The following is a 22,035-nucleotide window of genomic DNA, read 5'->3' on the forward strand; positions in this document are numbered from 1 at the left end:
CGCCTCCTTGGGCGTGCGGGCAGTCGTGCCCTTGTGCTTCCGGGTCCAGGCTTCGGCCTTGGCGAAGGTGCGGTTGTAGACCACCACCTCGTGTCCCTTCGCGGCGAGATGGCCCGCCATCGGAAAGCCCATCACGCCGAGACCCAGAAACGCCACCTTGGCCATCGCTTGCTCCCAATGCTGTCGTGCGTTACGCGCGATCATAGAACCAATTCGGGGCGATGCCAGAGCCGCCTCGCTAGACGCTCGATGCGACGAGAAGCAATGCGATTGCGGCAAATCCCACAATCATCGAGAGCAAGGCAAGTGGCCAGGCACGGCGATCGAGCTCGGCATTTGAGACCTTCAACCCAGGGATTGCGGCGCCCGTCGAAACGCCGATCGGCGAGAGCATGCTGAGATCGGCGCAGCTGGGCTGGTTCTCGAACGAATTCAGGCCCACAAGGGCCGAAGCGCGTCGAGCGATAGCAACAGACGCGCGACACGATGTACTCAGCGCCCTTGCGAAGCGTGCGCAGTCGAACGGCTCGTCACGCCGCAAGTGCGGCGCCGACGCTCTCGACTTCGCCAGCAGGAGAAGCGCTTCCAAATGAGGTCGTCGCAGTTCTGCGCAAACGGCACGGCGAGGCCAGCGGCTTCGGCGGATATGGATCGGCACCTGCGGGATCGGCGAACGCGGACCGGGCTCGTTGGACGTAAGACCTCCGAGGGTCGCGCCTGCTGCCGTGCCGTAGGCAGGGCGGCAGCCCGGTCAGCCCGGATGCAGCAGGACTCCGAGCGCGATCGTGCAGCCAACGCCGAACCCCGTCACCGGCTCGGTGAACGGTGCGACCAGGAAGCGAAGCGTCCACAGCCGCCGCGGGCTACCCCGATTGAGGCAACCGGCGTCGCTGATGCGGCCGCCCGCCAAGGAGTCGGAAAAGCGACCGTTGCGCCGAGGAGCACGAGGCCAGCGACCAGCGCGCCGGCATGACCGGAGGCCGGCATGGCGAGGACCAACAGGAGCAGCCGGTCACCGTCGACATGAGGGCACCTATCGTCTTGCTTGGGCGCGTCGTGTCGCCGGGGAATTCGACTGGCACCGCAGGAAAAGGCCAGCGCAGGGACCGGCTTGCGTCCCCTTGGCCTTTCCCTTAAACCCGCCGCCGTGCCCCGATAGCTCAGCTGGTAGAGCACGTCATTCGTAATGATGGGGTCGGCGGTTCGATTCCGTCTCGGGGCACCACTCCCTTCCAGATGCATCGCTCGGCTAACGCCGGAGCCTTAGCTGCGGATGGGCCGAAGGGCTCGATGCGCCGAAGGGGTAATCCCATAGCAGCAGATTGTTCCGCTCCTGCCGTGCCCGTAGGCTGGCGCAGGGTTTGGACTCGTCCGAGCGCCGCTCCTTTGGAGGACGCTGGCGGCCTCTTGGGGGACGGCAATGATCAGCGAACGAAAAAATTTCGCCCTGGTCGACCGCAGTGCGGCGAGGGTCGTCTCCTACGATGCAGCGGCGAAGTGGCATGAGCAGCGCGTGAAGTCGGCGTTCGCGATGATGATCCGGCGCGTCTGGCTCGTCGCGGCGCTTTCCCTCGCGGGCCTCGGCGGCGCAGCCGTCTACCTTACCTATGCCAAGCCTCAATACAGCGCAACGGCGCTGGTTCAGCTCGATACGCACAGCAAGTATTCGAACTTCGACAGCGTCGTCACCAGTCCGAGAGAGGGTGATCCCATAGCCATCCGGACGCAGGTCGAGGTCCTGCGCTCGGAAGCCATCGCGGAGAGGGTGGTCAAGGCACTGGATCTGACGGCCGATCCGGAATTCAAGCCGCGGTCGCATTCGGCGCTGGCGGGGAACGGGCTCATGGCCGATGTGAGGCGGTTCCTCCTGTCACTGGGCCTCGTTCACGACGTCTCGAACGAAGACGAATTGGCATTGACGACAAAGCAGGTAAGAGGGCGTCTGTTCGTCGATGCCGACGGCCGCTCCTATATCGTCACGATCGGCTTCGCGGCTTCCAGCCCGGACAAGGCCGCCAGGATCGCGAACGCCTTTGCCGAGCAATATCTGGCCAGTCAGGTCGATGCCAAGACGGCGATCACGGCAAAGGCGAACGAGTGGGCGAAATCCCAGCTCGACACGGCCGGCGAGCAGCTTCGCGAGGCCGAGGCGGCGGTCGAGCAATTCCGCGCCAAGAACAACGCGATCATCGAGTTGGTGCCCGGCAGCTCCGTGGCGGCGGCCCAGCAGCTCACCCAGGTCAACGCGCTCCTGGCTGCCGCGACCGAGGCCCGGATCGCGGCGGAGACGCGGCTTGCGGCCGCCCGCAAGCTGGTGGCGGCAAAAGACATCTATGCCGTTCCCGAAGTCCTCGCCTCTCCGCTCATTCAGCAGTTGCGTGTCGAGGAAGCGCGCGCCGTGGCCCGGCGGGCAAGCTTCGATGGTCGGCTGGGCGTGCTGAATCCCGACTTGAGGGCCGCCGACAGCGAAGTGTCGCATTTGCGGGGAACCATCAACCTGGAGGTCGGCAAGCTCGTCTCGAGCCTCGAGTCCAACGCCCAGCTCGCGAAGGTTCGAGAGGAGGAGCTGGCGGCGAAGGTCGAGTCGCTGCGCAAGGACGTCGGCGAAGTCTCCCGCTTGCAATTCCAGCTGGCCAATCTCGAGCGCCGGGCCGAAGCGCGCAGGGCGTTCCATGCCGCCCTCGAAAAGCGCTATGTCGAGACCTCGGCCCTGCTGCACGGCGTCTATGCGGATGCCCGTGTCGTGGCCGCCGCCACGCCGCAGCCGGCTCCTTCGTGGCCCAATGTGCCGTTCGTGCTTGCGGTCGGCCTGCTGCTTGGTGCCGCTGCGGGCGCCGCCGTCGCCATGTTGTTTGAGCTCGCCGACAAGAGTTTTCGGACGCCGCCGCAGCTGGAGGAAGCCACCGGCCTGGCATGTCTCGGCGTCCTGCCCGACATGGGCCGCGCCTTGCGCCGCACGATCCGCGGCGATCTCTCCGGCCAGGAGACCCGATTGTTCCGGGAGGCGGTCAGATCGGTCTGTATCGCCATGGATGCGGCAGCAGGCCTCAAGAAGGCGAAGACGGGCAGCGTCGTATTGGTCACGTCCGCCTTGCCCGAGGAGGGAAAGACCGTTTCGAGCGTCGCCCTCGCGACAGCCCTGGCTGCGCGCGGCTCGAGGACTCTTCTGATCGATGCCGATCTCCGCCGGCCCCAAGTCGGAGGCTACCTGGACGCCGTGTCCCATTCACGGGACCTGGCTGCGATCCTGGCCGATGGCGAGGGGTGTCAGGCCGCTACTGCCGTCGCCGAGAACTTCTATGCGATCCGGGGCGGCGAGGGGCACGAGAACGCGCAACAGGTATTCCTGTCGGCGCAGTTCGGCGCGTTCCTAGAGGCGGCAAAACTGCAGTTCGACGCCATCATCATCGACAGCCCTCCGGTCATGGTTGTCGCCGACGCCTCGGTCCTTGCGCGGTCGGCCGACGTCGTGCTGCACGTCATACGGTGGGGCCGGACCAGGCGGTCGACCGTCCTGGATGCCGTCAATCGACTGCGCCGGTCTAATGGCGAGGCGGTTGGCGTGACGATGCTCAATCGGGTGGATTTGACGAAATACCACAAATACAACCGCGACGGCAGCTGGAGCTTCAAGTACGCCGATTACTACAAGGCTGCGATGCCCCTCTCCGAGAAGAAACAACTGCGCTGACGGCTGATATCTGGTGGGGCGGGCCTTGGATCGCGTGCCGGCAGCGAGTTGACGGCAACGGATCAAGGAAATTGGGGGAGGTCTCGTTGCCAAGGGCTGATCTTCATGAGCTGTTGCCGGACGCCGAATTCACATGCGACATATGCATTATCGGCAGCGGTCCGGCGGGTGCAACCATAGCGCGAGAGTTGGCACAGAGCTCGGCGCAGGTCGTGTTGCTTGAAAGCGGCGGAGCGGAACGCCAGCCATCGGCGGACGAGCTCAACGAGATCGAGAACATCGGCCGGCCTCGGGAGCTGGACCAATGGCCGCTGAGAAACAGAATCATAGGGGGAAGTTCACATACCTGGACGGGTCGGTGCGCTCCTTTCGATGCGATCGATTTCGAGAAGAGAGAGTGGGTGCCCTACTCCGGATGGCCATTCGGTCTCGAGGAGCTGTTGCCCTATCTCCGGCGGACGCCCCACTATCTTGGCCTCGGCGTGGCGACCGACTACACGGACGACAGGCTCTGGGTCACTGCCCACCGGCCGATCCCTCGGCCATCGTTGAACGAAGACGTCCTCATGCCCTTCCTGTGGCAGTACAGCAAGGCGCGCGAGAACCGATTTGACATCATGCGGGTCGGGCCCGAGCTGGTCGCCAATCTTCCCAAGAACGTCTGGCTCCTGACTAATGCGACGGTCGTTCAATTGAATCTGGACCCGTACGGCCGCGCAATTCAGTCGGTCGAAGTTGCTTCTTTCAATGGGCGGCGGCACACGATCAAGGCTCCGACGGTGGTCCTCTGCGCCGGAGGCATCGAGAATGCCCGGCTCCTGCTCTGCTCGAACAAGGTCGAGCGACCCGGCATCGGCAACGGGCGCGATTTGGTCGGCCGTTTTCTGATGGATCATCCGCGTACGGTCGCGGGCATCTTTGCCAAGGCGAGATCGGCGGAAATCATGAGGCGCTTCGGCCTGCACCATGTGCGCTTTGGCTCGCGCAGTTACCGGTTTCGCCACGGTTTTCGCCTGAGTCCAGCCATTCAACGGCAAGAAGGCCTCTTGAATTGCGCGGCTTGGCCGGAAGAATCCGTGCTTGAGGATGATCCATGGCGGGCTCTCAATCGAATTCTCCGTAGCCAGTCACGTACCGTCAAAGATATCCGCGCCATCGTCTCCAACGCGGACAAGATACTGAAAGGCACGGTGGATCTGGTTGTCCACAAACGCGGGCTGACCCGGAAATTCGGCGCGCTGAACCTGATCTGCACGACGGAACAGGTTCCTGACCCCGAGAGCCGGATCACGCTCTCGGATCGCACGGATCGTCTGGGTATGCCGATCTCACGCGTGCACTGGAAGATAAGCGAAGTCGAGGAGCGAAGCATTCGGCGCATCGCGGCACTCATCGCAACGGAAGTCGCAAGACTGGGCTACGAAGCCCCGCAGCTCGAACCATGGGTGACGGAGGCGGAGGCGCCGCGGCCGGCTTTTGAGGATGTCGGGCATCCAATTGGAACGACCAGAATGTCGGATGATCCCGCGACCGGGGTCGTTGATGCACAGTGTCAGGTGCATGGAGTCGAGGGGCTCTTCGTGGTGGGAAGTTCCGTGTTTCCCACCGCGGGGCATGCCAACCCGACCCAGATGATCGTCGCATTGGCGATCAGAGCGGCCGACATGCTCAGGGCGAGGCATGCCGGAGCGGGACGAATGCATCTTCAGCCGAGCCCCGCTCGGGTAAGCGATCATGTGTGAAACGACCGACGCAAGGGCGGGCGGGCGTTTGGTTCTGGTTACCGGAGCCACCGGCAGAATCGGCAAACACGTAGTCAATGAGTTGCTGCGACGGGGCTTCAAGGTGCGGGCGATCTCGTCCGGACGACGTGCCGACAATGAGCGGTCGGAAGGGGTTGAATGGCGGAGCAAGGATTTTTCCACCTCGATCGATTTCGATTGTGACCTCGAAGGCTGCGACGCTGTCATTCACCTGGCTGCCGAGATTGCCGAAAGATCGCGAATGCAGCGCGTCAATGTCGAGGCGACGCGTGCGCTGGCAAGCGCGAGCGAGCGCGCAGGGGTGGCGGTGTTCTGTTACACGAGTTCGGCGTCCGTCTATGGCAACAGCCTGTCACGGATCGTCACCGAGGAAAGCCCGACCCTGACGCCTGACAGGGATATCAAGAGCGAGTATGGCGCTCCAGATTTCCTGCGCGCATACGGCCGAACGAAGCTGCTCGGAGAAATTGCTCTCCGTGAAGAAGCGCGTTCGGCTGAATACGTCATCCTTCGCCCGACAATGGTCGTCGACGTCGACGACGTGCTGAGGCTGGGAGACCTCGGTCATATCCGCCGGAGCCTTACGGCCCGACGGCATGCTCATTACATCTACGTCGCCGACGTCGCCGATGTCATCGTCTCGCTGGTGGAACGCGGACTGATCCGGCATGGACCGACGGCCCATGTATCGACCTATAACGTGGCGGAAGACGAATTTCCCGAGTGCTCGTACGCAGCGATATTCAGGAAGCTGCGAAAGAGCACGGGAGATCGGAAGTTCGAGGTGCTTCCTGCCCCGATGATCGCCGATCGCCTCGTGAGCTTCGCCCGGTTCGGTGCCCTTCCCGTTCGATTCACCTTCGGACAGATGTTGTTTGCGACCAACAAGCTAAAGAACGAGGGATATCCGCCTCGCTTTGGGCTCGAGCAGCTCTACCGCCAGGCCATCAGACAGATGTCGGAGGTGCCAAGGCGCCCATGATCGCTGCGATCAGGGCGAGCGCGATCTCGTCCGATTGCAGGCGTTCCCGATATCGGCCAGTGAGCCCATCGTCGGGTGGGTCCGCCCAGGGTCCGCCCTCGTCCGCAACCCGCCTCACGATCACGCTCATCGCTCCTCGGGTACCCGACGGCGATACCGGACCGAAATAAGAATAAACACGCACAAATAGGAATATAATGTCGGCGGTTCACACTTCGATGTCGAAGCGGATTGGGGAAAAGCGGTGCGTGGCGAAGCGGACAGCGGGATGCCTGATTCAGCGTTGGGCTGCGGCGGCCACAAGTACCGTATCTACGGCCTGGTCGTGGAGAGCGAGCTGCCGCTCACATCGGTCGAGAGCTGCGACAACGGGCGGGCTCCGGCGGTCACCATCATTCGTGCGAGGGACGACTTCCTCGAGGAGAGGGCTGCAGGCCTGCGGCAGGACTGCGAGGAGTGGATCCGGCACACGGTGCTGGCCGATGGCAGCCTATATATCAGAGTGAACGGAGTATTCGAGGCGATCGTGGCGTCGGACGGCCGCCGCGTGGCGAGCCGCAAGCTGGCCACGGTCGACGACAGGACCTTCGAGGCCAATCTCGTGAACTTCGCGCTCACCGCTTCGCTGACGCTCCAGGGCGAGGAATGCCTGCACGCCACGGTCGTCGCGCTCGGTGGGCGCGCCATCGGCCTGTTGGGGCCCAGCGGGTCGGGCAAATCCACTCTCTCGGCTTTCCTGCTGACACAGGGCGCGTCGCTAGTCACCGATGACCTGTTGCGCGTGACGTTTCCCGGCGATGAGGTCGTGCCGCATCCGGGTCCCCGTCGTCTGAAGCTGTTTGACGATTCGGCGCAGCGTTTCCTGCCCGATGCATCGCGGCAGGGCAGCTTCAACCGGCTGAGCGGCAAGACGATGTTCGGACCCCGTGACGCGCCGGCGCCGAACGAGAGCGGCACGTCGCTTTCGGCACTTGTCTGGTTGGGCGACGAAGGATCGGCGGAAAGTCGGCCTTCGGTTTCGGTGAGGCAGGTGACGGGCATCGAACGCGTGAAGATACTCACCCGATCGACCATGGACATACGATATGCCTCACCCGAACGGCTGGAGCGGCAGTTGCGTTTCGCCGAACGCATGGCGCGAGCCGTGTCCATCTTCGCGCTGCGATATCCCCGCGACTACGCCGCACTTCCTGAGGTCGCCGAGGCGCTGCGGGCGGTCGTCGCGGCATGAAGGCCGGCTCCTCCTTTCTTGCGCTCTCCAACAGCGATCGGCTGCTGGTGCTCAGGGCGCTTGCGACGCTTGCCTTCGTCCGCCTGGCGCTCGGCATCGTACCGCTGCGATGGTTGCGTGCCTGGGCGACACGTCCCGGGTCAGGCGCGCAGTCGGTCGGGCGGATCACGTGGGCGGTGTCGGCGTGCACTCGGCGGCTGCCCGGATCGACCTGTCTCGTCTCCGCCTTTGCCCTGCAGCGGATCCTGTCCAGGGAAGGCCATGCCTCGGAGCTTCATATCGGCGTCGCCCGCCGCCAGGCCGGGCTTGCCGCGCATGCCTGGGTCGTGTGCCAGGGTGAGACCCTGATCGGCGAAACCGAGATGGGTGACTATGCGCACCTCGTTGCCTGGCGCGCCGTGCCGGACGACGACTGAGGATGTTCGCCGCGATCCTGAGCACCGACAGAGTCCCGATCGACCCGCCGCCCGGCCAACTCTCAGCGACCGACGGGCTCGAGGTCGCGATGGCGGGAGGCGGGCGCCTGGCATTACTTGCGTCTCGCGATGCACAGGTCGACGAGTGGCGAGGCATCGCCTCGTTGGCCAATCGCTTCTGGATCGCCGGGCGGCTGCGTCTCGATCGGCGGGGGGCGCTGCAGGATCGGCTGGGCACCACCCGGGAATCGTCAGACGCCGATCTTTGCCTGCTGGCCTACGCCGCGCGGGGAGAGCACTTCCTCGAAGAGATCGCCGGCGATTTCTCGTTTGTGCTGTGGGATGAAGGGGCCAATGAGTTGATATGCGCCCGAGATCAGCTCGGTGTACGGTCGCTGTTTCATGCCACGGTCCGTGGCCGGCATTTCGTCTCCGACTCGCTTGGCTGGATGGCCTCGCGGCCCGAGATAACTCGTGCCCTGGACGACTACTGGGTCGCCGACTTCCTGGCGGTCGGCCACAGCCTCGATTTTCATCGTACCATCTTCGCCGGGGTCGCAAGGCTGCCCCCGGGGCACAAGCTCAAGCTGTCCGGCGCCAACGCCCGCGCGAAGGCCTATTGGCGACTGGATGTCCCGGAGCCACTGCACTATCGCGACGGCAGACAGTACGCGGAGCATTTTCACGCATTGATGAACTCGGCGGTCGCCGATCGACTGCCGGCGTCGGCGAAGGTCGGGGTGTCGATGAGCGGCGGCCTCGATTCGACGACGGTGGCCGCCTTTGCCGTCGCTCTGACAGGCGATCCAGCCCGTGTCGTTGCCGAGTGCGTGCATTACGAACGGCTGATGCCGGACGACGAAGCCCGGTTCAGTTCGCTCGCCGCCGACTGTCTCGGTATTTCGCTCCGCCGGCGGGCGGTCGATGACATGACCTACGATCGCGACTGGCGGAGACGTGGCCTGCATACCCCCGAGCCTACGCGGTCGATCGTCTTTGCTCACTGGACCCGCATGATCATGAGCGAAATGGCAGACGCGGCGCCGGTCTGGTTTTACGGCGAGGGGCCCGACAATGCGCTCCACTTCGAGCGCGATGTGTATCTGTCGTGGCTCCTGAAGCGGCGCAAATGGCGCCAGCTGATCGGCGCGAGCCTCCACTACCTCGGCATCAAGGGACGCGAAGCTTGGGCAAGGGGCATGCGCCGCAGCGTCGCTGAGCCGGCCGATCGGCCGACGACCGGTGGGCTGCCCCAATGGCTCGATCGGGACCTGGTCAGCAAGCTGCGGCTGGAGGAGCGGGCGCGCGAGGCGGGCGAGATCATCGACCGCTCCCACAGCTGGCATCCTCGTGCCATTGGATCCTTCACCAATCCCATTTGGCAGGCGCTGTTTGCCGAGCGCGATCTCGAGGAGACCCTCGCGCCCCTGCTTTGGCGACATCCGTTTCTCGACCTTCGCGTTCTCGAGTTCATGCTCTCGGTGCCGCCGGTCCCATGGGCCCGGAACAAACTGCTGATGCGGCAGGCGATGCAGGGACGGTTGCCCCGGGAAATCCTCGATCGTCCGAAAACTCCGCTGGCCGACTCTCCGATCGAAAAACCAATCCGCGAACTCGGATTGGGAGATCTCGAAGCCGACGGCTTTATCGAGAAATACGTCGACATTGAAAGCGTGCCGAGAGCGACAGCCGTTGATGACGATTTGTCCGCGCTCATCGCGGTTCATGCGCTGGATCACTGGATCATGTACAATTACAGAAAGGGCTAGGAGAGCGCCGCAGTGCTTGAGACGTCGAGCGTTCTGAAGCGATCGAGCGCACAGGTGTCGTGCAACCTCGATGAGGAGATCGCTGTCCTCCATCTGCAGAGGGCCCGATATTTCGGGCTCGCCGGCGTTGGCGCTCATATCTGGCTGTCCCTCGAGCGACCGCGGTCGGTCGGCGAAATCTGCGATTCCGTCGCCGACCATTTCGATGTCGCGCCGGCAAGCTGGCGTAGCGATGTGCTGGCATTCCTGGCCAGTTTGCAGGAGGCGGGCCTCGTTGAGGTGGTGGATTAGCCTGTGGTAGAATACTGCGTTCTTGATGAAGAAAGAGGCATTTGGGATGAAGACCGACCGCCTCGCGGACGAGAATAGGACGCCGCAGCCGGCGGCGAAAAAGCCATATGAAGCGCCCGTCCTCAAGGACTGGGGCACGCTGCAGGACATGACGTTGGCGAATGGTCCAATCGGCAAGAAGGACGGCGGCAAGGGCCTCGTCAGCAGGACTCGTTGATGATGAATTCCGGCACCTGGTCTCTCGTTCCGTTCGACCGGCCAAAGGTCTAGTCGTCAGACAGCCATGGGCGCTCATCCAGCGACGAGCAGTGCGGAGTTCGATCTGCTCTGCGCCGCCGCGAAGCCCTGTCCCGATCTCGAAACCACGCGCCGACTCTTGCGTGGGCCCATGGATTTGCCCGTGGCTCTGGACCTGGCGCGCCAACACTACGTTCAGCCGCAACTGCTTTCGACGATGTCGGCTCTGGCCTGGGAAGGAGTGTCGACCGAATGCAAGGCGAGGCTCGAACAGTTTCGGCGGGCTCACGTGCTCCGGGTGCTCTATCTCGCCGAGGAGCTATGTCGGATGGCAGAGGTTCTTGCGTCCCGCGGCATCGCCTTCGCCGCGTTCAAGGGCGCCGCCCTCGCCATCGACCTCTATGGCGACATTGCCCACCGCGAATACGCGGACATCGATCTCATCGTCGCGCCCGGGCAAATGGCGGCGGCCGAGACGGCGCTGGCAGGCCTGGGCTATATGAGTGATCAGGGCGACCGCGCGTTTCGGCAGATGTTTCGCGCGTATCAGCGGCAATATACGTTCACGCGCGCCGATATCGATGCAACAGTCGATTTGCATTGGGGGTTTACTGCGGCGAGGCTGCCGTTTCCGTTGCAGGCCAACGAGCTTTGGTCGGACCTCAGGTCCGTCATTGTCGGCGCACGCGCGATTCCCACCTTCTCCGATCCGGACGTAGCCCTGCTGCTTGCGGGCCACGGCACGAAGGAGGGTTGGAGGAGTCTGGGTTGGCTCTGCGATTTTGCCGCTTTTGCGCATCGCCGGCCCGATCTCGACTGGTTGGGCTTGTACGAGCGCGCGCGCAGACGCGGCTGCGGCGACGCCTTGTTGCTGGCATATGCTCTTGCCGCCGAACTGCTTGACGTGGCAGTCCCCTGCGACCTCGCGAGCAAGCTGGAGGGAAACAGGAGAGTCGGCCGACTTGCCGCCGCCATCGCCGGTCGACTTCGCGCCGGACCCGCGGGGACGGGTCGTCACCATCTGATGGATCTCGATCTCTGCGACAACGTTCGGGATCGGATCAAGGTCGCGATCAGGCTCGCCCTCACACCGACGCCCGGCGACTATCATGCATGGCCGTTGCCGCAGGCTTTGTGGCCGCTTTACTATCTCCTGCGCCCCGTGCGGCTGGCGGTCGCCGCGGTCGCGTCGCTCCTGTCGCCGTCACTCCGCCGCGACCGCGAGCCGGTGATCGGGCAGTAGCTCGGACCGGTCGATCGGCGCGCCTGAGTCGAATTTCTTGAGTTCCGGCATCACCGCGCTCGCGAACAGGCGCACGTTGCGGGCCGCTTCCTCCTGCGGCATGCCGGCATAAGAGAAGACACCGACATAGGCGCTGTTCCGCGTCTGGCGGTGGATCGCCATGATCTTGTCGTACGCCTGCTCGGGCGTGCCGTAGACCTGCAGATCGGCGAAGAATTCGATTGCCTTCTGGTCGCCGTAGACGGCGAGCTTCTCGTTCATCTTGGCGTAGTATTCGTAGCCGCGCTGGTTCTTCATGTGCGCGCCGGCGAACTGATAATGGTCGAGGACGGTGCGGTAGTAGCCACCGATATATTTCATCGCCATCTCGCGCGCCCGTTCGGCGCTTTCGTCGACGAACGTCCAGCCGGCCGAGATCGGCTGCGGCGCGTCGCAGCCGTTGATCTCGTGATAGAGCACGTTGTATTCGGCAAGCTCCTTCTCCACCTCGCGCCACGGCTTCTGCGGGATGATCAGGAGCCCGACGCCAAGCCGCGCCATGATGCGGGCACTCTCGGGGCTTACGGCCGCCGCGTAGGTGCGGCCTCGGAAGGACCTGAACGGGGCAGGGCGGATGGCAGCCGGTGGCTGCCTGTAGTGCTTGCCCTGATAGTCCATCTTGCCGGTCTCGAGGCCCTTGAGCAGCGCCTCGCCGTATTCGATGAACATCTCGCGGCTGTCGCCCATGTCGAGGCGGAAGCCGTCGAACTCGACCTTGCCCGCGCCGCGTCCCAATCCCAGGATCATGCGACCGCCCGAGAGATGGTCGAGCATGGAGATCTGCTCGGCCACCCGCATCGGATCGTGCCAGGGCAGCACGACCACCATCGAGCCGAGACGGACGCTCTTTGTGCGGCCGGCCATATAGGACAGGAACTGCACAACGTCGGGGCACATCGTGTAGTCGGTGAAATGATGCTCGACCGACCAGATCGATTCGAAGCCCAGCGGCTCGGCCATGTCGGCCAGCGCGAGTTCGTTGAGATAGACCTGCCGGTCGGCGAGCTTGCGACCAGGATTCTGGAAGACGGCGGCCATTCCGACATGCATGAACGTTCCTCACTATCGTTCGGTTCATGGTAAACAGTCGTTCATATGCTTGGGAAGGCCCGGCGCGTGCTTGAATCCGCCCCAATCGCCGGTCATACCCCGCCGATGCGTTCTGTCCTGACGGGTCTTCTGGCCCTTCTTGCTCTGGGTCTTGCCTCTTCCGCCAGCCGTGCGCAGGTCGGCGTGCCGCAGATCGAGAACTACATCAACTCGATCCGCACGCTGCAGGCGCGCTTCGTGCAGAGCAATCCGAACGGGTCGGTTCTGCAAGGCACGCTCTACGTGCGTCGTCCGGGCCGCATGCGCTTCCAGTACGATCCGCCGTCGCAGCTCAAGATCGTGGCCGACGGGACCCAGGTAACGATGTGGGATCCCGCGACGCACGATTTTGGGCAGTGGCCGATCGGCTGGACCGCAGCATCGTTCCTGGTGAAGGAACCGCTGAAGCTCTCGGGAGATCTCACCGCGCAAGCCGTGAACCGCACCGCCGATGGCCTGCTCGAGGTCACGATCGTGCAGACACGCAAGCCGCAGGAAGGCAAGGTGATCGTTCGCTTCGCGGAAAATCCCATGGCATTGCGCGGCTGGTCGATCATCGACAATCGCGGCAACAAGGTCGATGTGGCACTGACGCAGGTGCAGACCGGCATCCAGCTCGCCGATTCGCTGTTCAAATACGACGGCCCTGATGCCGGACAAATTCTCAACGGCAATCGGAACTGACGCGCTATAACCGCTGCATGGACCGGCGCGGGGAAACAGCGACGTGAGCAGCCTGATCGTGCGGGCCTCGACCGAGGCGGACGTCGCGCGCTGTGCGGAAATCTACCGGCATCACGTGTTGCACGGCACTGCCTCGTTCGAGGTCGAGGCGCCCGACTTGACAGAGATGAAGCGGCGCCGCGCGGCGGTGCTCGACCTCGGCCTTCCCTATATCGTGGCCGAACGCGCCGGGCGTGTCCTGGGCTACGCCTACGCCGGCAACTGGCGGCCGCGGCCGGCCTACAAATTCTCGGTCGAGGACTCGATCTACATCGACAAGGATGCCGTCGGGCAGGGCGTAGGCAGGGCGCTGCTGCCGGTCCTCATCGAGCAGTGCACGGCGCTCGGCAAGCGCCAGATGGTGGCGGTGATTGGCGATTCTGCGCAGACGCCGTCGATCCGACTCCATGCCGCCTGCGGCTTCGAGATGGTGGGCACGCTGAAGAGCATCGGCTTCAAGTTCGGCCGCTGGCTCGACAGCGTGCTGATGCAGCGGCCGCTCGGCACGGGCGATACTGTCGCGCCGGGTGCGAACTGACATGCGCCTGATCGACTATTTCGACCGTGGCGCCGATCTCTTTCCGGAGCGGCATTGCCTGCATGACGGCATGCGGGGCTGGACCTATGCCGAGGTGCGCGAAACCACGCACCGCATCGCCAACGCGCTCCTGAAGGCTGGGCTCGTTCGGGATGCGAAGGCCGCGGTCTACAGTCCGAATCACGCCATGGCCTATGCCGCTCTCATGGGCATCGCCCGGGCTGGCCTCATCTGGGCGCCGGTCAATGCACGCAACGCGATCGAGGAGAACCTGTTCATCCTCGACAATACCGACGTCGAGTTCCTGTTCTATCACTCGAGCTTCGCCGCCTACGTGCCGCGCATCCGCGAGGCCTGCCCCAAGATCAGGACCTTCGTCTGCATCGACGATCCGGAGTTCGCGACCTGGCTGGCGCGGTTCGATCCGCTCGCGCCTGATTTGCCCGATGCGCCGGACGACGCGGCCATGCTGATCAGTTCGGGCGGTACCACCGGACGGCCCAAGGGCGTGCAGATCACCAACCGCGCGATCGAGACCATGAACTCGATCTTCTGGGCCTGCATGCCGGTCGAGGCGCCACCGGTGCATCTCATGGTAGCGCCGATGACCCACGCCGCCGGCGTCTGCTCGTTCCCGCTGCTGCCCTACGGCGGCACCAACATCTTCATGGGCACGTCCGATCCGGGCGCGATCCTGGCGGCGATCGAGAAGCACAGGGTCACGCACATCTACATGCCGCCGACCCTGATCTACATGCTCCTCGCCCATCCCGACATCGGCAAATACGACTACGGTTCGCTCAGGAATCTGGTCTATGCCTCCGCGCCCATGTCGGTCGACAAGCTCGTCGAGGCGATCCGGGTGTTCGGCCCGGTGCTGACCCAGACCTATGGCCAGGCCGAGGCGGCGATGATCTGTACCTTCTTCTCGCCCCGGGATCACGTCGCGGCGCTGCAAGACAACAAGCGTCATCGGCTCGCGAGTTGCGGCAAGGCCACGCCACTGATGCGCGTCGAGGTCATGGACGACGAGGGGCGTCTGCTGCCGCGCGGCGAGCGTGGCGAGATCGTGGTACGCGGCGGCCTGGTGATGAAGGGCTACTACAAGAATCCGCAGGCCACCGCAGAAGTTTCGACCTTCGGCTGGCATCACACCGGCGATATCGGCGTGATCGACGAGGACGGCTTCGTCTATATCGTCGACCGGAAGAAGGACATGATCATCTCCGGTGGCTTCAACGTCTTCCCGAGCGAGGTCGAGCAGGTTCTGTGGAGCCATCCCGCCGTGCAGGATTGCGCCGTGATCGGCGTGCCCGACGACAAGTGGGGCGAGGCAGTGAAGGCGGTGGTCGAGCTGAAGCCCGGAGCCAGGACCGAGGCGGCCGAGCTGATGGCGCTTGTCCGGCAAAAGCTCGGCGGCGTGAAGGCGCCGAAGTCGGTCGACTTCGTCGCCACCCTGCCGCGCAGCCCCGTCGGCAAAGTGCTGAAGAAGGATTTGCGCGCTACCTATTGGGCCGGCCGCGAGCGGAAGATCTGAGACGTGAAACTCGGCACTGCCGCCTTCAGACGCCTGCCGCCCAACGTCCAGGGCGCGCTGTGGCTGGTGAGCGGCGGGTTCATATTCACGACCAACGGCGCGATGATCCGCCTGCTTTCGGCGGAGATCGAAGGCGTGCAGACCGCCTTCTTCCGCGCCTTCTTCTCGGTCCTGCTTCTGATGCCCGTGGTGCTGAGCGGCCGCGTGCAGCCGTGGCGAAGCAAGCGCATCCAGGGCCACTTCTGGCGCACCTTCATGGGCACCTGCTCGATGGTGCTGGGCTTCTATGCCGTCTCGATGCTGCCGCTCGCCGACGCGACGGCGCTCGCCTTCTCCCAGCCGCTGTTTTCGGTCGTGCTGGCCGCGGTCGTGCTGCACGAGAAGGTGCGCTGGCGGCGCTGGAGCGCCACGATCATCGGCTTCGTAGGCGTGCTGGTGATGGCGCGACCGGGCAGCGGCAGCCTGCAGCCCGGCGCGATCGTGGCGCTCCTGAACGCGCTCGCGGTCGGCATCTCGATCCTGCTGGTGCGGCGGCTGTCCGACTCCGAGCCACCGCTGATGATCCTGACCCAGTTCGCGATCTTCTCGACCCTGCTGCTCGCGCTGCCGGCGATCTGGTTCTGGCGCTGGCCGTCCGCCTACGGGTGGGCGCTCGCGGTGGGCGTGTCGGTCACCGCGACGCTTGGCCAGTATTTCTGGGTGCAGGCCTTCGCCGCGGGCGAAATGTCGGCGGTGGCACCGTTCGATTACCTGCGTCTGCCCTTCGCCGTGTTCGTGGGTTGGCTGATCTGGGGCGAGATGCCGGAGATCTGGACCTATATCGGCGCATCGATCGTGATCGCTTCGGCGCTCTACATCGCCTATCGCGAGAGCCAGCTCGTGCGCGAGCGGCGGGCCGAAGCGCGCGCTATCCCGGCGGCGCGTCCTGCTCCTTGAGCAGCCAGGCCCTGGCCCTTTGCCGGTGCATTTCGGTGATGTGCGAGGCCGCGGCCGTGAACGCGGCCAGCAGAACGGCTGCATCGTCGGTATAGCCGAGGCCGGCGATGAAGTCGGGAATGATATCGAACGGCATCACGAAATAAGCCAATGCCCCGAACAGCGTGGCGCGAATCGGCAACGGCGTCGCCGTGTCCGTCGCGCAATAAAATGCAGCGACGGCGTCCTCGGTGAAAGGGACTTTGCCCAGGGTCCGGCGCGCCTTCTGCCAGAAGCCCTCGCGGACGCGCTTCTGGTCGCTTTCGAACCGCGTTAGATCCGTCATGGGTTCAAGGTCGGGCTTCGGCGGCCGCTTGGCAAGAGGGCTCGCCATGCTAAAAGCGGCGCAACCAAGGAGGACGGGAATGAACGTCAAGGGGCAAGCGGCGATCGTCACCGGCGGCGCATCCGGTCTGGGCGGGGCGACGGCATCGGCGCTGGCGGCGGCAGGGACCAAGGTCGCAATCTTCGACCTGCAGGACGAGCTCGGCGAGAAGAAAGCCAAGGAAATCGGCGGTCTCTACCTCAAGACGAACGTCGCCGATGCGGCCAACGCGGAGGCTTCGGTGAAGACCATGGTCGAGAAGCTCGGCGCGCCACGGGTCGTGGTGAACTGCGCCGGCATTGGCCGCGCCGCCCGCACTATCTCCAAGAACGGCCCGCACGATCTCGGCATGTTCGCCCAGGTGATCCAGGTCAACCTGATCGGCACCTTCAATATCATCCGGCTTGCCGCATGGGCCATGAGTCAGGCGGAACCGCTGGAGGACGGAGAGCGGGGCGTCATCGTCAACACCGCCTCGGTCGCCGCCTTCGACGGCCAGATCGGTCAGGCAGCCTACTCGGCCTCGAAGGGCGGCGTGGTCGGCATGACGCTGCCGATCGCGCGCGATCTCTCGAGCATGGGCATCCGCGTCTGCACCATCGCGCCCGGTCTCTTCCTCACGCCGATGATGATGGGCTTGTCGGCCGAAGCGCAGAAGAGCCTCGGCGCGCAAGTGCCGTTTCCATCCCGGCTGGGCGATCCCAAGGAATACGCGCAGCTCGCCATGCAGATCGTCGAGAACCGCATGCTGAACGGCGAGACCATCCGTCTCGACGGTGCCATCCGCATGGCGCCGAAGTGACTGCATAGCGATCGTCACGGCGCCAATTCGCACCAAGGGATCCGATCGCTCTCTCTTGTCTTGCCGTTCCCATCCGGACGGAGTATCGGACTCGAGGCCGCGCATTCGACGCGCGGCACGTTGCCCCCTCATCAAGCCTTGCCCTTGCGCACGGGGCAAGGAGCTCGAATTGTGCGAGATGTCGTCAGCCATCTGGCCTGGCATCGGCGGCGCTGGGCGCCGCCGGGAAGCGGCCGCGCAAGCGATAGGGGGCCGACATGAACGAGCGCACGGGTGGCCATCGCGAGATGGCTTCGGGGTCTGTCTTTTCGACCAATTTCTTCATCTGGCCCTTCATCGCCGCGGCCGCCGCCGGTGATGCGCTGGCCGCCCAGGCGGGCGAGATGGCCCGCGTGCTGAGCGGGTCGCCGGCCGATTCGCGGCAGCCCGCCAAGCTCGACTGGTGCTCGCCGAACCGGCTGCGATTGGAGCTGCCGACCATGGATTTGCGCGACTTCTCCGACGCCGGTGCCGGCAGCGAGGTACCCGTGCTGGTTTGCGCGCCCTTCGCGTTGCATCGCGCCACGATCGCGGATCTCGCGCCTGGCCACAGCCTGATCGAGACGCTGGCCCGAAATGGCTGCCGGCGGCTCTTCCTGACGGATTGGCGCTCGGCCACGGCGGACATGCGGCTCTTCACCATCGACAGCTATCTCGCCGAGCTCAATGTGGCGATCGACGAGATCGGCGCGCCGGTGGATCTGGTCGGTCTCTGCCAGGGTGGCTGGATGGCCCTGGTCTTTGCCGCTCGGTTTCCCGGCAAGGTGCGCAGGCTGGTGCTGGCCGGCGCTCCGGTCGATACCGACGCCGGCACCTCGCGGCTGTCGGTGGCGGCGCAGTTTCTGCCATTCGGCGTGTTCGACGAACTCACCCGGCTGGGCGACGGCCGGGTGCTGGGCCGGCGTGCGGTCGAACTGTGGGAGCCCGCCTTGCAAAGCGAGGAGATTGCCGCTGCGCTACAAGTCGCGCCCGATGAACTGAGCCGGCAGCCGGTGCTGCGCGAACGGTTCGGTGCCTGGTCCGACGCGCCTCTCGATCTTCCCGGCGCCTTCTATCGCCAGTCCGTGCTGTGGCTGTTCAAGGAGAACCGACTGGTGCAAGGCCGGTTCGTCGCGCTTGGGCAGCAGGTCGATCTGGGCAAAGTGCTTCATCCGCTCTTCCTGCTCGCCGCCCACGACGATCAGGTCGTGCCGCCCGAGCAGCTTCTGGCGGTACGGCGCACCGTCGGCACTCCGCCGCAGGACATCGAAAGCGCGATCGAGCCCGGCAACCATTTGAGCCTGTTCGTCGGCGCGGAGACCCTGCACGGCGCATGGGCTCGTGTGGCCCACTGGCTCGCGGCGGCGCCCGCGGCGATGGCAAGCCTCGCCGCCTGATCAAGTCCGCGATTGCGGCGAAGGCTATTCGAACAGCCGGACCTTGCCGCCGATCGCCTTCCAGGCATAGTGGCCGCCCGCCATGTAGCGCGCGTCGAATCCTGCCTGGCGCAGCGCGGTCGCCGTCTGGCAGCCGATGTGGAAGCCGTAGACGCAGTAGGTGACGACGGGTTTTTCCTTCGAGAGCTCGCTGATCCAGTCGTCGAGTCGCTCCGGATCGCGCCATACCGCGCCTTCCATGATCTCGGTCGACTTGGTCGTGTAGTGCCGCGGGCGGGTATCGATGATCTGCAGGTCCTGACCCGTCTCCAGCATCGCCTTCACCTCCTCGGGCGAGATTGCCGGCACGTCGGCGAATTCCCTTTGGATCAGAGGCCGCGGTGGCAGAACCTTGATTGCGTCTTCGTAGCGGCCGAGGACGGCGTTCCAGTCGATGTTGCGCATGAAGGTGGCGATGTAAGCCTGTGCGTTGGGGCCGAAGTCGATATGGTAGGCGTGCTCGTACATGTCGAGTGCCAGGATTGGCACGCCGCCCGCAACGCTCTGCGTATGGTCGGTGCCGATCTGATTGATGAGCGCGCCGTCGCGCGGCACATAGGTCAAGATCACCCAGCCCGAGCCGCCGGCCAGGCCCTGCGCCAGCGCCACGAACTCCTGGCGCCAGCGATCGACCGAGCCGAAGTCCCGGATCATGGCGGTAGCCAGTGGTTCCGGCACGGTGCGTCCGTCGCCGCCCAGGCTCGCGAAGTAGAGCTCGTGCAGGAGCGTCGAATTGAGCAGCAGCGCCTGGTCGCGCTTCAGCCGGTTGAGCGAACCAGGCAGCGCGGCCGTGGAATCGAGCGATTCGATCTCCTTTGTGAGCGCGTTGAGACGGCGCAGCGCGGTGCCGTAGTTGGCCTCGTAGTGGCTCTCGATCAGCCGCGGCGTCATGCCGTTGAGGGTCCATGGTCGGCAATAGAGCGGGGCAAGGCGAAATTGCGTCATGACAGTTCTCCTCTGCGTGGCCTTTTCAGTTGATGGTGAAGCGTTCGCCGATGCCTGCCTCGAGCGCCCGGCGATAGACGGCAGCGGCGGCAGCGACGTCCTGCAACCCAAGGCCGGTCGAGTCGAACAGCGTGATCTCCTCGGCATTGCACCGACCAAGCTTCGAACCCGCCACCAGCTCGGCGAGGCTTGCCCGCACGTCCTCGCGGCCGATGGCACCTGCTGTCAACGCATGGTGCAGATCACCGATCTCTGCACATTGCTCGAACGAATCGACTACAACCGTCGCGCACGCGAACAGAGCCGGGTCGATCTCCTGCTTGTCGGGGTTGTCTGCGCCGACGGCGGCAATGAAGGTGCCGGGTCGGACAAGATCGGGCGACAAGAAAGCCTGGCGCGAGGACGTGCAGGTGACGATGACGTCGCTCCGCCGCGCAACGGCTAGTTCGGCACTGGGTCGGATGTCGAACGTCAGCTCCTTCGACAATTCGTCGGCCAGCGCCTGTGCCGCCTCGGCTCGGATATCCCAGATGTACATGCGATCCAATCGGACGACCCGGGCGATCGCACGCGCCTGGATCCGGCCCTGGACGCCGGCACCGCAAATCGTGGCCACACACGAACCGGGGCGGGCCAGATGGCGTGCGGCCAGTGCGGTCGCTGCCCCTGTGCGATTGATGGTGATCTCGATGGAGTCCATGAGGGCAAGCGGCCTGCCGTCGCCCGCATCAGCGAGATAGATGACACCCTGGATCGTGGGCAGACCACGGGCTGCCGGATTGCCGGGGTAGTTGCCATTGAGTTTGATGGCGACCATGCCGTCCGGATCGCCGAGCAGTGCCGCCGCCTTGGCATGGTACGAACCGCCCGGCACGGCAAACCCCGTCGCCGGCGGTCCGAGCGCATGGCCTGAGGCGGCGGCGCGGAAGCCGGCCTCAACCGCGTCGACGTAGGCGGGGAAATCCATCAGCCGTGCCACGTCAGCGCGCGACAGAATGAGCAGGCTGCCAGAAATCGGCCTCATGGCACGCCCATCCGGTAGATCGCCGCCCGATGGGTCGCGGGCAGAAAGGCATAGAGACAGTCGCCCGCCGGCGCGAGAGCGAGTGTATGTGCGCCCTTTTCCGTTTCGATCCGGCCGAGGCGGTCCATCGATGCAGTGTCGAAGACGTCGATCACGCCGGGATCACCCACGGCAACGTAAAGATGTCGGCGTTGCCGATTGAAAAAGATCACATCGGGCGCGCCGCTCAGCGCCCGCTCGCCCAGCGTTTTTCCCGAGCGGGCATCGAGAATGACCAGGGTGCCGGCATCGCAGGCGCAGAACAGTTGCTGCGTGCTGCAATTGAGATCCAGGCCGTGCGGACCAGCCGCGGGAATGGCGAAGGTGCATGCCAGGGCGTCCGGCTTGCATGCTTCGACGACCGCGATCATCGCGGGATCGGCGATATTCACGTAGAAGCGCTCGGACTCAGGATCAAACACCGTCCACCGCGTCCGGCCGGGTACCGCTATCTCCGCCCGTACGCCACGGTCTCCGACGTCGACCACAGTGAGCGTGCGCGAGTGCGGGATCGCGGGATCGCCGACATTGGCTGCGAGCAACAGGCGGCGACGAGGATCGTAGGCCAAGCCGTTGGGACCGAGTCCGACCTTCACCTTGGCCACTTCGGGATCGGGGCCCGGGCCAAAGATCGCGACAGTGTTCTCGCCGCGGTTCGAGGAGAACACGAGGTCGGCTTCGTCGCTCACCAGGGCTCCCGCGACGGCCTTCAGATTCGGCACCGAGAACAGGTACCGCCGGTCGTCGAACACATCGACGGCGTCGTTGGCCGTGTGCGCCACGTAAACTCGACCGCTCGCGGCATGCACGGCGGCGTGGTCGAAGCCGCCGCCGCCCCTGTGTTCGGGCAGAGCGACATGGCCGGTTGGGGTCAAAGGCATGGAATCACCCTCAGGCGAGGCGAAGAGGCGAAAGGCACCGC

The 22,035-nt window shown here is 64.8% G+C and carries 21 protein-coding genes and 1 tRNA gene; 16 read left to right on the forward strand and 6 right to left on the reverse strand.

The window, feature by feature from the left end; genetic code table 11:
• A partial coding sequence (locus VH499_RS13005; RefSeq protein WP_332053200.1) for an NAD(P)-binding domain-containing protein occupies positions 1-165 on the reverse strand: 165 nt, incomplete at its 3' end.
• 984 nt (positions 166-1,149) lie between these two features.
• Between VH499_RS13005 and VH499_RS13010 the strand changes: the two genes are divergently transcribed.
• From VH499_RS13010 to VH499_RS13055, 10 genes are all read left to right on the forward strand, one after another.
• Positions 1,150-1,225 (forward strand) — tRNA-Thr (locus VH499_RS13010).
• 195 nt (positions 1,226-1,420) lie between these two features.
• A complete protein-coding gene (locus tag VH499_RS13015; protein WP_332053168.1) occupies positions 1,421-3,691 on the forward strand; it encodes a polysaccharide biosynthesis tyrosine autokinase in 2,271 nt (756 codons plus the stop codon).
• A 113-nt stretch (positions 3,692-3,804) separates the two neighbouring features.
• The gene (locus VH499_RS13020; protein ID WP_332053169.1) at positions 3,805-5,433 is read left to right on the forward strand and encodes a GMC family oxidoreductase; all 1,629 of its coding nucleotides are present in this window, start codon (positions 3,805-3,807) and stop codon (positions 5,431-5,433) included.
• Positions 5,426-6,436 (forward strand): NAD(P)-dependent oxidoreductase, encoded by a 1,011-nt coding sequence (locus tag VH499_RS13025; RefSeq protein ID WP_332053170.1) that lies wholly within the window; start codon positions 5,426-5,428, stop codon positions 6,434-6,436. The genes VH499_RS13020 and VH499_RS13025 overlap by 8 nt, the downstream gene beginning before the upstream one ends.
• A gap of 268 nt (positions 6,437-6,704) precedes the next feature.
• Positions 6,705-7,667: a hypothetical protein gene (locus VH499_RS13030; RefSeq protein WP_332053171.1), complete on the forward strand. Its 963-nt coding sequence runs from the start codon at positions 6,705-6,707 to the stop codon at positions 7,665-7,667.
• Positions 7,664-8,083 (forward strand): lasso peptide biosynthesis B2 protein, encoded by a 420-nt coding sequence (locus VH499_RS13035; RefSeq protein WP_332053172.1) that lies wholly within the window; start codon positions 7,664-7,666, stop codon positions 8,081-8,083. The genes VH499_RS13030 and VH499_RS13035 overlap by 4 nt, the downstream gene beginning before the upstream one ends.
• A 2-nt stretch (positions 8,084-8,085) precedes the next feature.
• Positions 8,086-9,852, forward strand: coding sequence for an asparagine synthase-related protein (locus VH499_RS13040; RefSeq protein ID WP_332053173.1), 1,767 nt, complete (start codon positions 8,086-8,088; stop codon positions 9,850-9,852).
• A gap of 12 nt (positions 9,853-9,864) precedes the next feature.
• Positions 9,865-10,143 carry a PqqD family protein gene (locus VH499_RS13045; RefSeq protein ID WP_332053174.1) on the forward strand — a complete coding sequence of 93 codons (279 nt, stop codon included), beginning with the start codon at positions 9,865-9,867 and terminating at the stop codon, positions 10,141-10,143.
• A gap of 46 nt (positions 10,144-10,189) precedes the next feature.
• A complete protein-coding gene (locus tag VH499_RS13050; protein ID WP_332053175.1) occupies positions 10,190-10,360 on the forward strand; it encodes a hypothetical protein in 171 nt (56 codons plus the stop codon).
• Between the two features lie 171 nt (positions 10,361-10,531).
• Positions 10,532-11,623, forward strand: coding sequence for a nucleotidyltransferase family protein (locus tag VH499_RS13055; protein WP_332053201.1), 1,092 nt, complete (start codon positions 10,532-10,534; stop codon positions 11,621-11,623).
• Here VH499_RS13055 and VH499_RS13060 read toward each other — a convergent pair.
• On the reverse strand, positions 11,585-12,712 hold the full coding sequence (locus VH499_RS13060; protein ID WP_332053176.1) for an LLM class flavin-dependent oxidoreductase: 1,128 nt from the start codon (positions 12,710-12,712) through the stop codon (positions 11,585-11,587). The two genes, VH499_RS13055 and VH499_RS13060, sit on opposite strands and share 39 nt — an antisense overlap.
• A gap of 105 nt (positions 12,713-12,817) precedes the next feature.
• Between VH499_RS13060 and VH499_RS13065 the strand changes: the two genes are divergently transcribed.
• Genes VH499_RS13065 through VH499_RS13080 form a run of 4 tightly spaced genes read left to right on the forward strand, consistent with a single transcriptional unit; the run spans position 12,818 to position 16,485 of the window.
• The gene (locus VH499_RS13065; RefSeq protein WP_332053177.1) at positions 12,818-13,435 is read left to right on the forward strand and encodes a LolA family protein; all 618 of its coding nucleotides are present in this window, start codon (positions 12,818-12,820) and stop codon (positions 13,433-13,435) included.
• 43 nt (positions 13,436-13,478) lie between these two features.
• Positions 13,479-14,012 (forward strand): N-acetyltransferase family protein, encoded by a 534-nt coding sequence (locus tag VH499_RS13070; RefSeq protein ID WP_332053178.1) that lies wholly within the window; start codon positions 13,479-13,481, stop codon positions 14,010-14,012.
• The gene (locus VH499_RS13075; protein ID WP_332053179.1) at positions 14,002-15,549 is read left to right on the forward strand and encodes a class I adenylate-forming enzyme family protein; all 1,548 of its coding nucleotides are present in this window, start codon (positions 14,002-14,004) and stop codon (positions 15,547-15,549) included. The genes VH499_RS13070 and VH499_RS13075 overlap by 11 nt, the downstream gene beginning before the upstream one ends.
• A 3-nt stretch (positions 15,550-15,552) precedes the next feature.
• On the forward strand, positions 15,553-16,485 hold the full coding sequence (locus tag VH499_RS13080; protein ID WP_332053180.1) for a DMT family transporter: 933 nt from the start codon (positions 15,553-15,555) through the stop codon (positions 16,483-16,485).
• Here the strand turns inward: VH499_RS13080 and VH499_RS13085 are convergent.
• Positions 16,457-16,810, reverse strand: a complete 354-nt coding sequence (locus VH499_RS13085) for a YkvA family protein (RefSeq protein ID WP_332053181.1) — start codon at positions 16,808-16,810, stop codon at positions 16,457-16,459. The two genes, VH499_RS13080 and VH499_RS13085, sit on opposite strands and share 29 nt — an antisense overlap.
• 79 nt (positions 16,811-16,889) lie before the next feature.
• On the opposite strand from VH499_RS13085, the gene VH499_RS13090 reads away from it, so the two are divergent.
• Both VH499_RS13090 and VH499_RS13095 read left to right on the forward strand, forming a co-directional pair.
• A complete protein-coding gene (locus VH499_RS13090; protein ID WP_332053182.1) occupies positions 16,890-17,651 on the forward strand; it encodes a 3-hydroxyacyl-CoA dehydrogenase in 762 nt (253 codons plus the stop codon).
• A 257-nt stretch (positions 17,652-17,908) separates the two neighbouring features.
• Positions 17,909-19,066, forward strand: a complete 1,158-nt coding sequence (locus tag VH499_RS13095; RefSeq protein ID WP_332053183.1) for an alpha/beta fold hydrolase — start codon at positions 17,909-17,911, stop codon at positions 19,064-19,066.
• A 24-nt stretch (positions 19,067-19,090) separates the two neighbouring features.
• On the opposite strand, the gene VH499_RS13100 is transcribed toward VH499_RS13095, so the two are convergent.
• From VH499_RS13100 to VH499_RS13110, 3 genes are read right to left on the reverse strand one after another with little or no spacing between them, the layout of a single operon-like run.
• Positions 19,091-20,050 (reverse strand): Fe-Mn family superoxide dismutase, encoded by a 960-nt coding sequence (locus VH499_RS13100; protein ID WP_332053184.1) that lies wholly within the window; start codon positions 20,048-20,050, stop codon positions 19,091-19,093.
• 25 nt (positions 20,051-20,075) lie between these two features.
• Positions 20,076-21,074 carry an ornithine cyclodeaminase family protein gene (locus VH499_RS13105; RefSeq protein ID WP_332053185.1) on the reverse strand — a complete coding sequence of 333 codons (999 nt, stop codon included), beginning with the start codon at positions 21,072-21,074 and terminating at the stop codon, positions 20,076-20,078.
• Complete coding sequence (locus VH499_RS13110; RefSeq protein ID WP_332053186.1) at positions 21,071-21,994, reverse strand: YncE family protein; 924 nt, start codon at positions 21,992-21,994, stop codon at positions 21,071-21,073. The genes VH499_RS13105 and VH499_RS13110 overlap by 4 nt, the downstream gene beginning before the upstream one ends.
• Positions 21,995-22,035 lie beyond the last annotated feature (41 nt).

The organism is Reyranella sp. (genome assembly GCF_036558665.1).
Taxonomy (GTDB): Bacteria; Pseudomonadota; Alphaproteobacteria; order Reyranellales; family Reyranellaceae; genus Reyranella.

Coding starts and splice junctions, on each gene's coding strand:
- VH499_RS13015 (WP_332053168.1), top strand. CDS start 1,421: ATGATCAGCGAACGAAAAAATTTCGCCCTGGTCGACCGCAGTGCGGCG.
- VH499_RS13025 (WP_332053170.1), top strand. CDS start 5,426: ATGTGTGAAACGACCGACGCAAGGGCGGGCGGGCGTTTGGTTCTGGTT.
- VH499_RS13030 (WP_332053171.1), top strand. CDS start 6,705: ATGCCTGATTCAGCGTTGGGCTGCGGCGGCCACAAGTACCGTATCTAC.
- VH499_RS13035 (WP_332053172.1), top strand. CDS start 7,664: ATGAAGGCCGGCTCCTCCTTTCTTGCGCTCTCCAACAGCGATCGGCTG.
- VH499_RS13040 (WP_332053173.1), top strand. CDS start 8,086: ATGTTCGCCGCGATCCTGAGCACCGACAGAGTCCCGATCGACCCGCCG.
- VH499_RS13050 (WP_332053175.1), top strand. CDS start 10,190: ATGAAGACCGACCGCCTCGCGGACGAGAATAGGACGCCGCAGCCGGCG.
- VH499_RS13055 (WP_332053201.1), top strand. CDS start 10,532: ATGGATTTGCCCGTGGCTCTGGACCTGGCGCGCCAACACTACGTTCAG.
- VH499_RS13060 (WP_332053176.1), bottom strand. CDS start 12,712: ATGCATGTCGGAATGGCCGCCGTCTTCCAGAATCCTGGTCGCAAGCTC.
- VH499_RS13065 (WP_332053177.1), top strand. CDS start 12,818: ATGCGTTCTGTCCTGACGGGTCTTCTGGCCCTTCTTGCTCTGGGTCTT.
- VH499_RS13085 (WP_332053181.1), bottom strand. CDS start 16,810: ATGACGGATCTAACGCGGTTCGAAAGCGACCAGAAGCGCGTCCGCGAG.
- VH499_RS13090 (WP_332053182.1), top strand. CDS start 16,890: ATGAACGTCAAGGGGCAAGCGGCGATCGTCACCGGCGGCGCATCCGGT.
- VH499_RS13095 (WP_332053183.1), top strand. CDS start 17,909: ATGAACGAGCGCACGGGTGGCCATCGCGAGATGGCTTCGGGGTCTGTC.
- VH499_RS13100 (WP_332053184.1), bottom strand. CDS start 20,050: ATGACGCAATTTCGCCTTGCCCCGCTCTATTGCCGACCATGGACCCTC.
- VH499_RS13105 (WP_332053185.1), bottom strand. CDS start 21,074: ATGAGGCCGATTTCTGGCAGCCTGCTCATTCTGTCGCGCGCTGACGTG.
- VH499_RS13110 (WP_332053186.1), bottom strand. CDS start 21,994: ATGCCTTTGACCCCAACCGGCCATGTCGCTCTGCCCGAACACAGGGGC.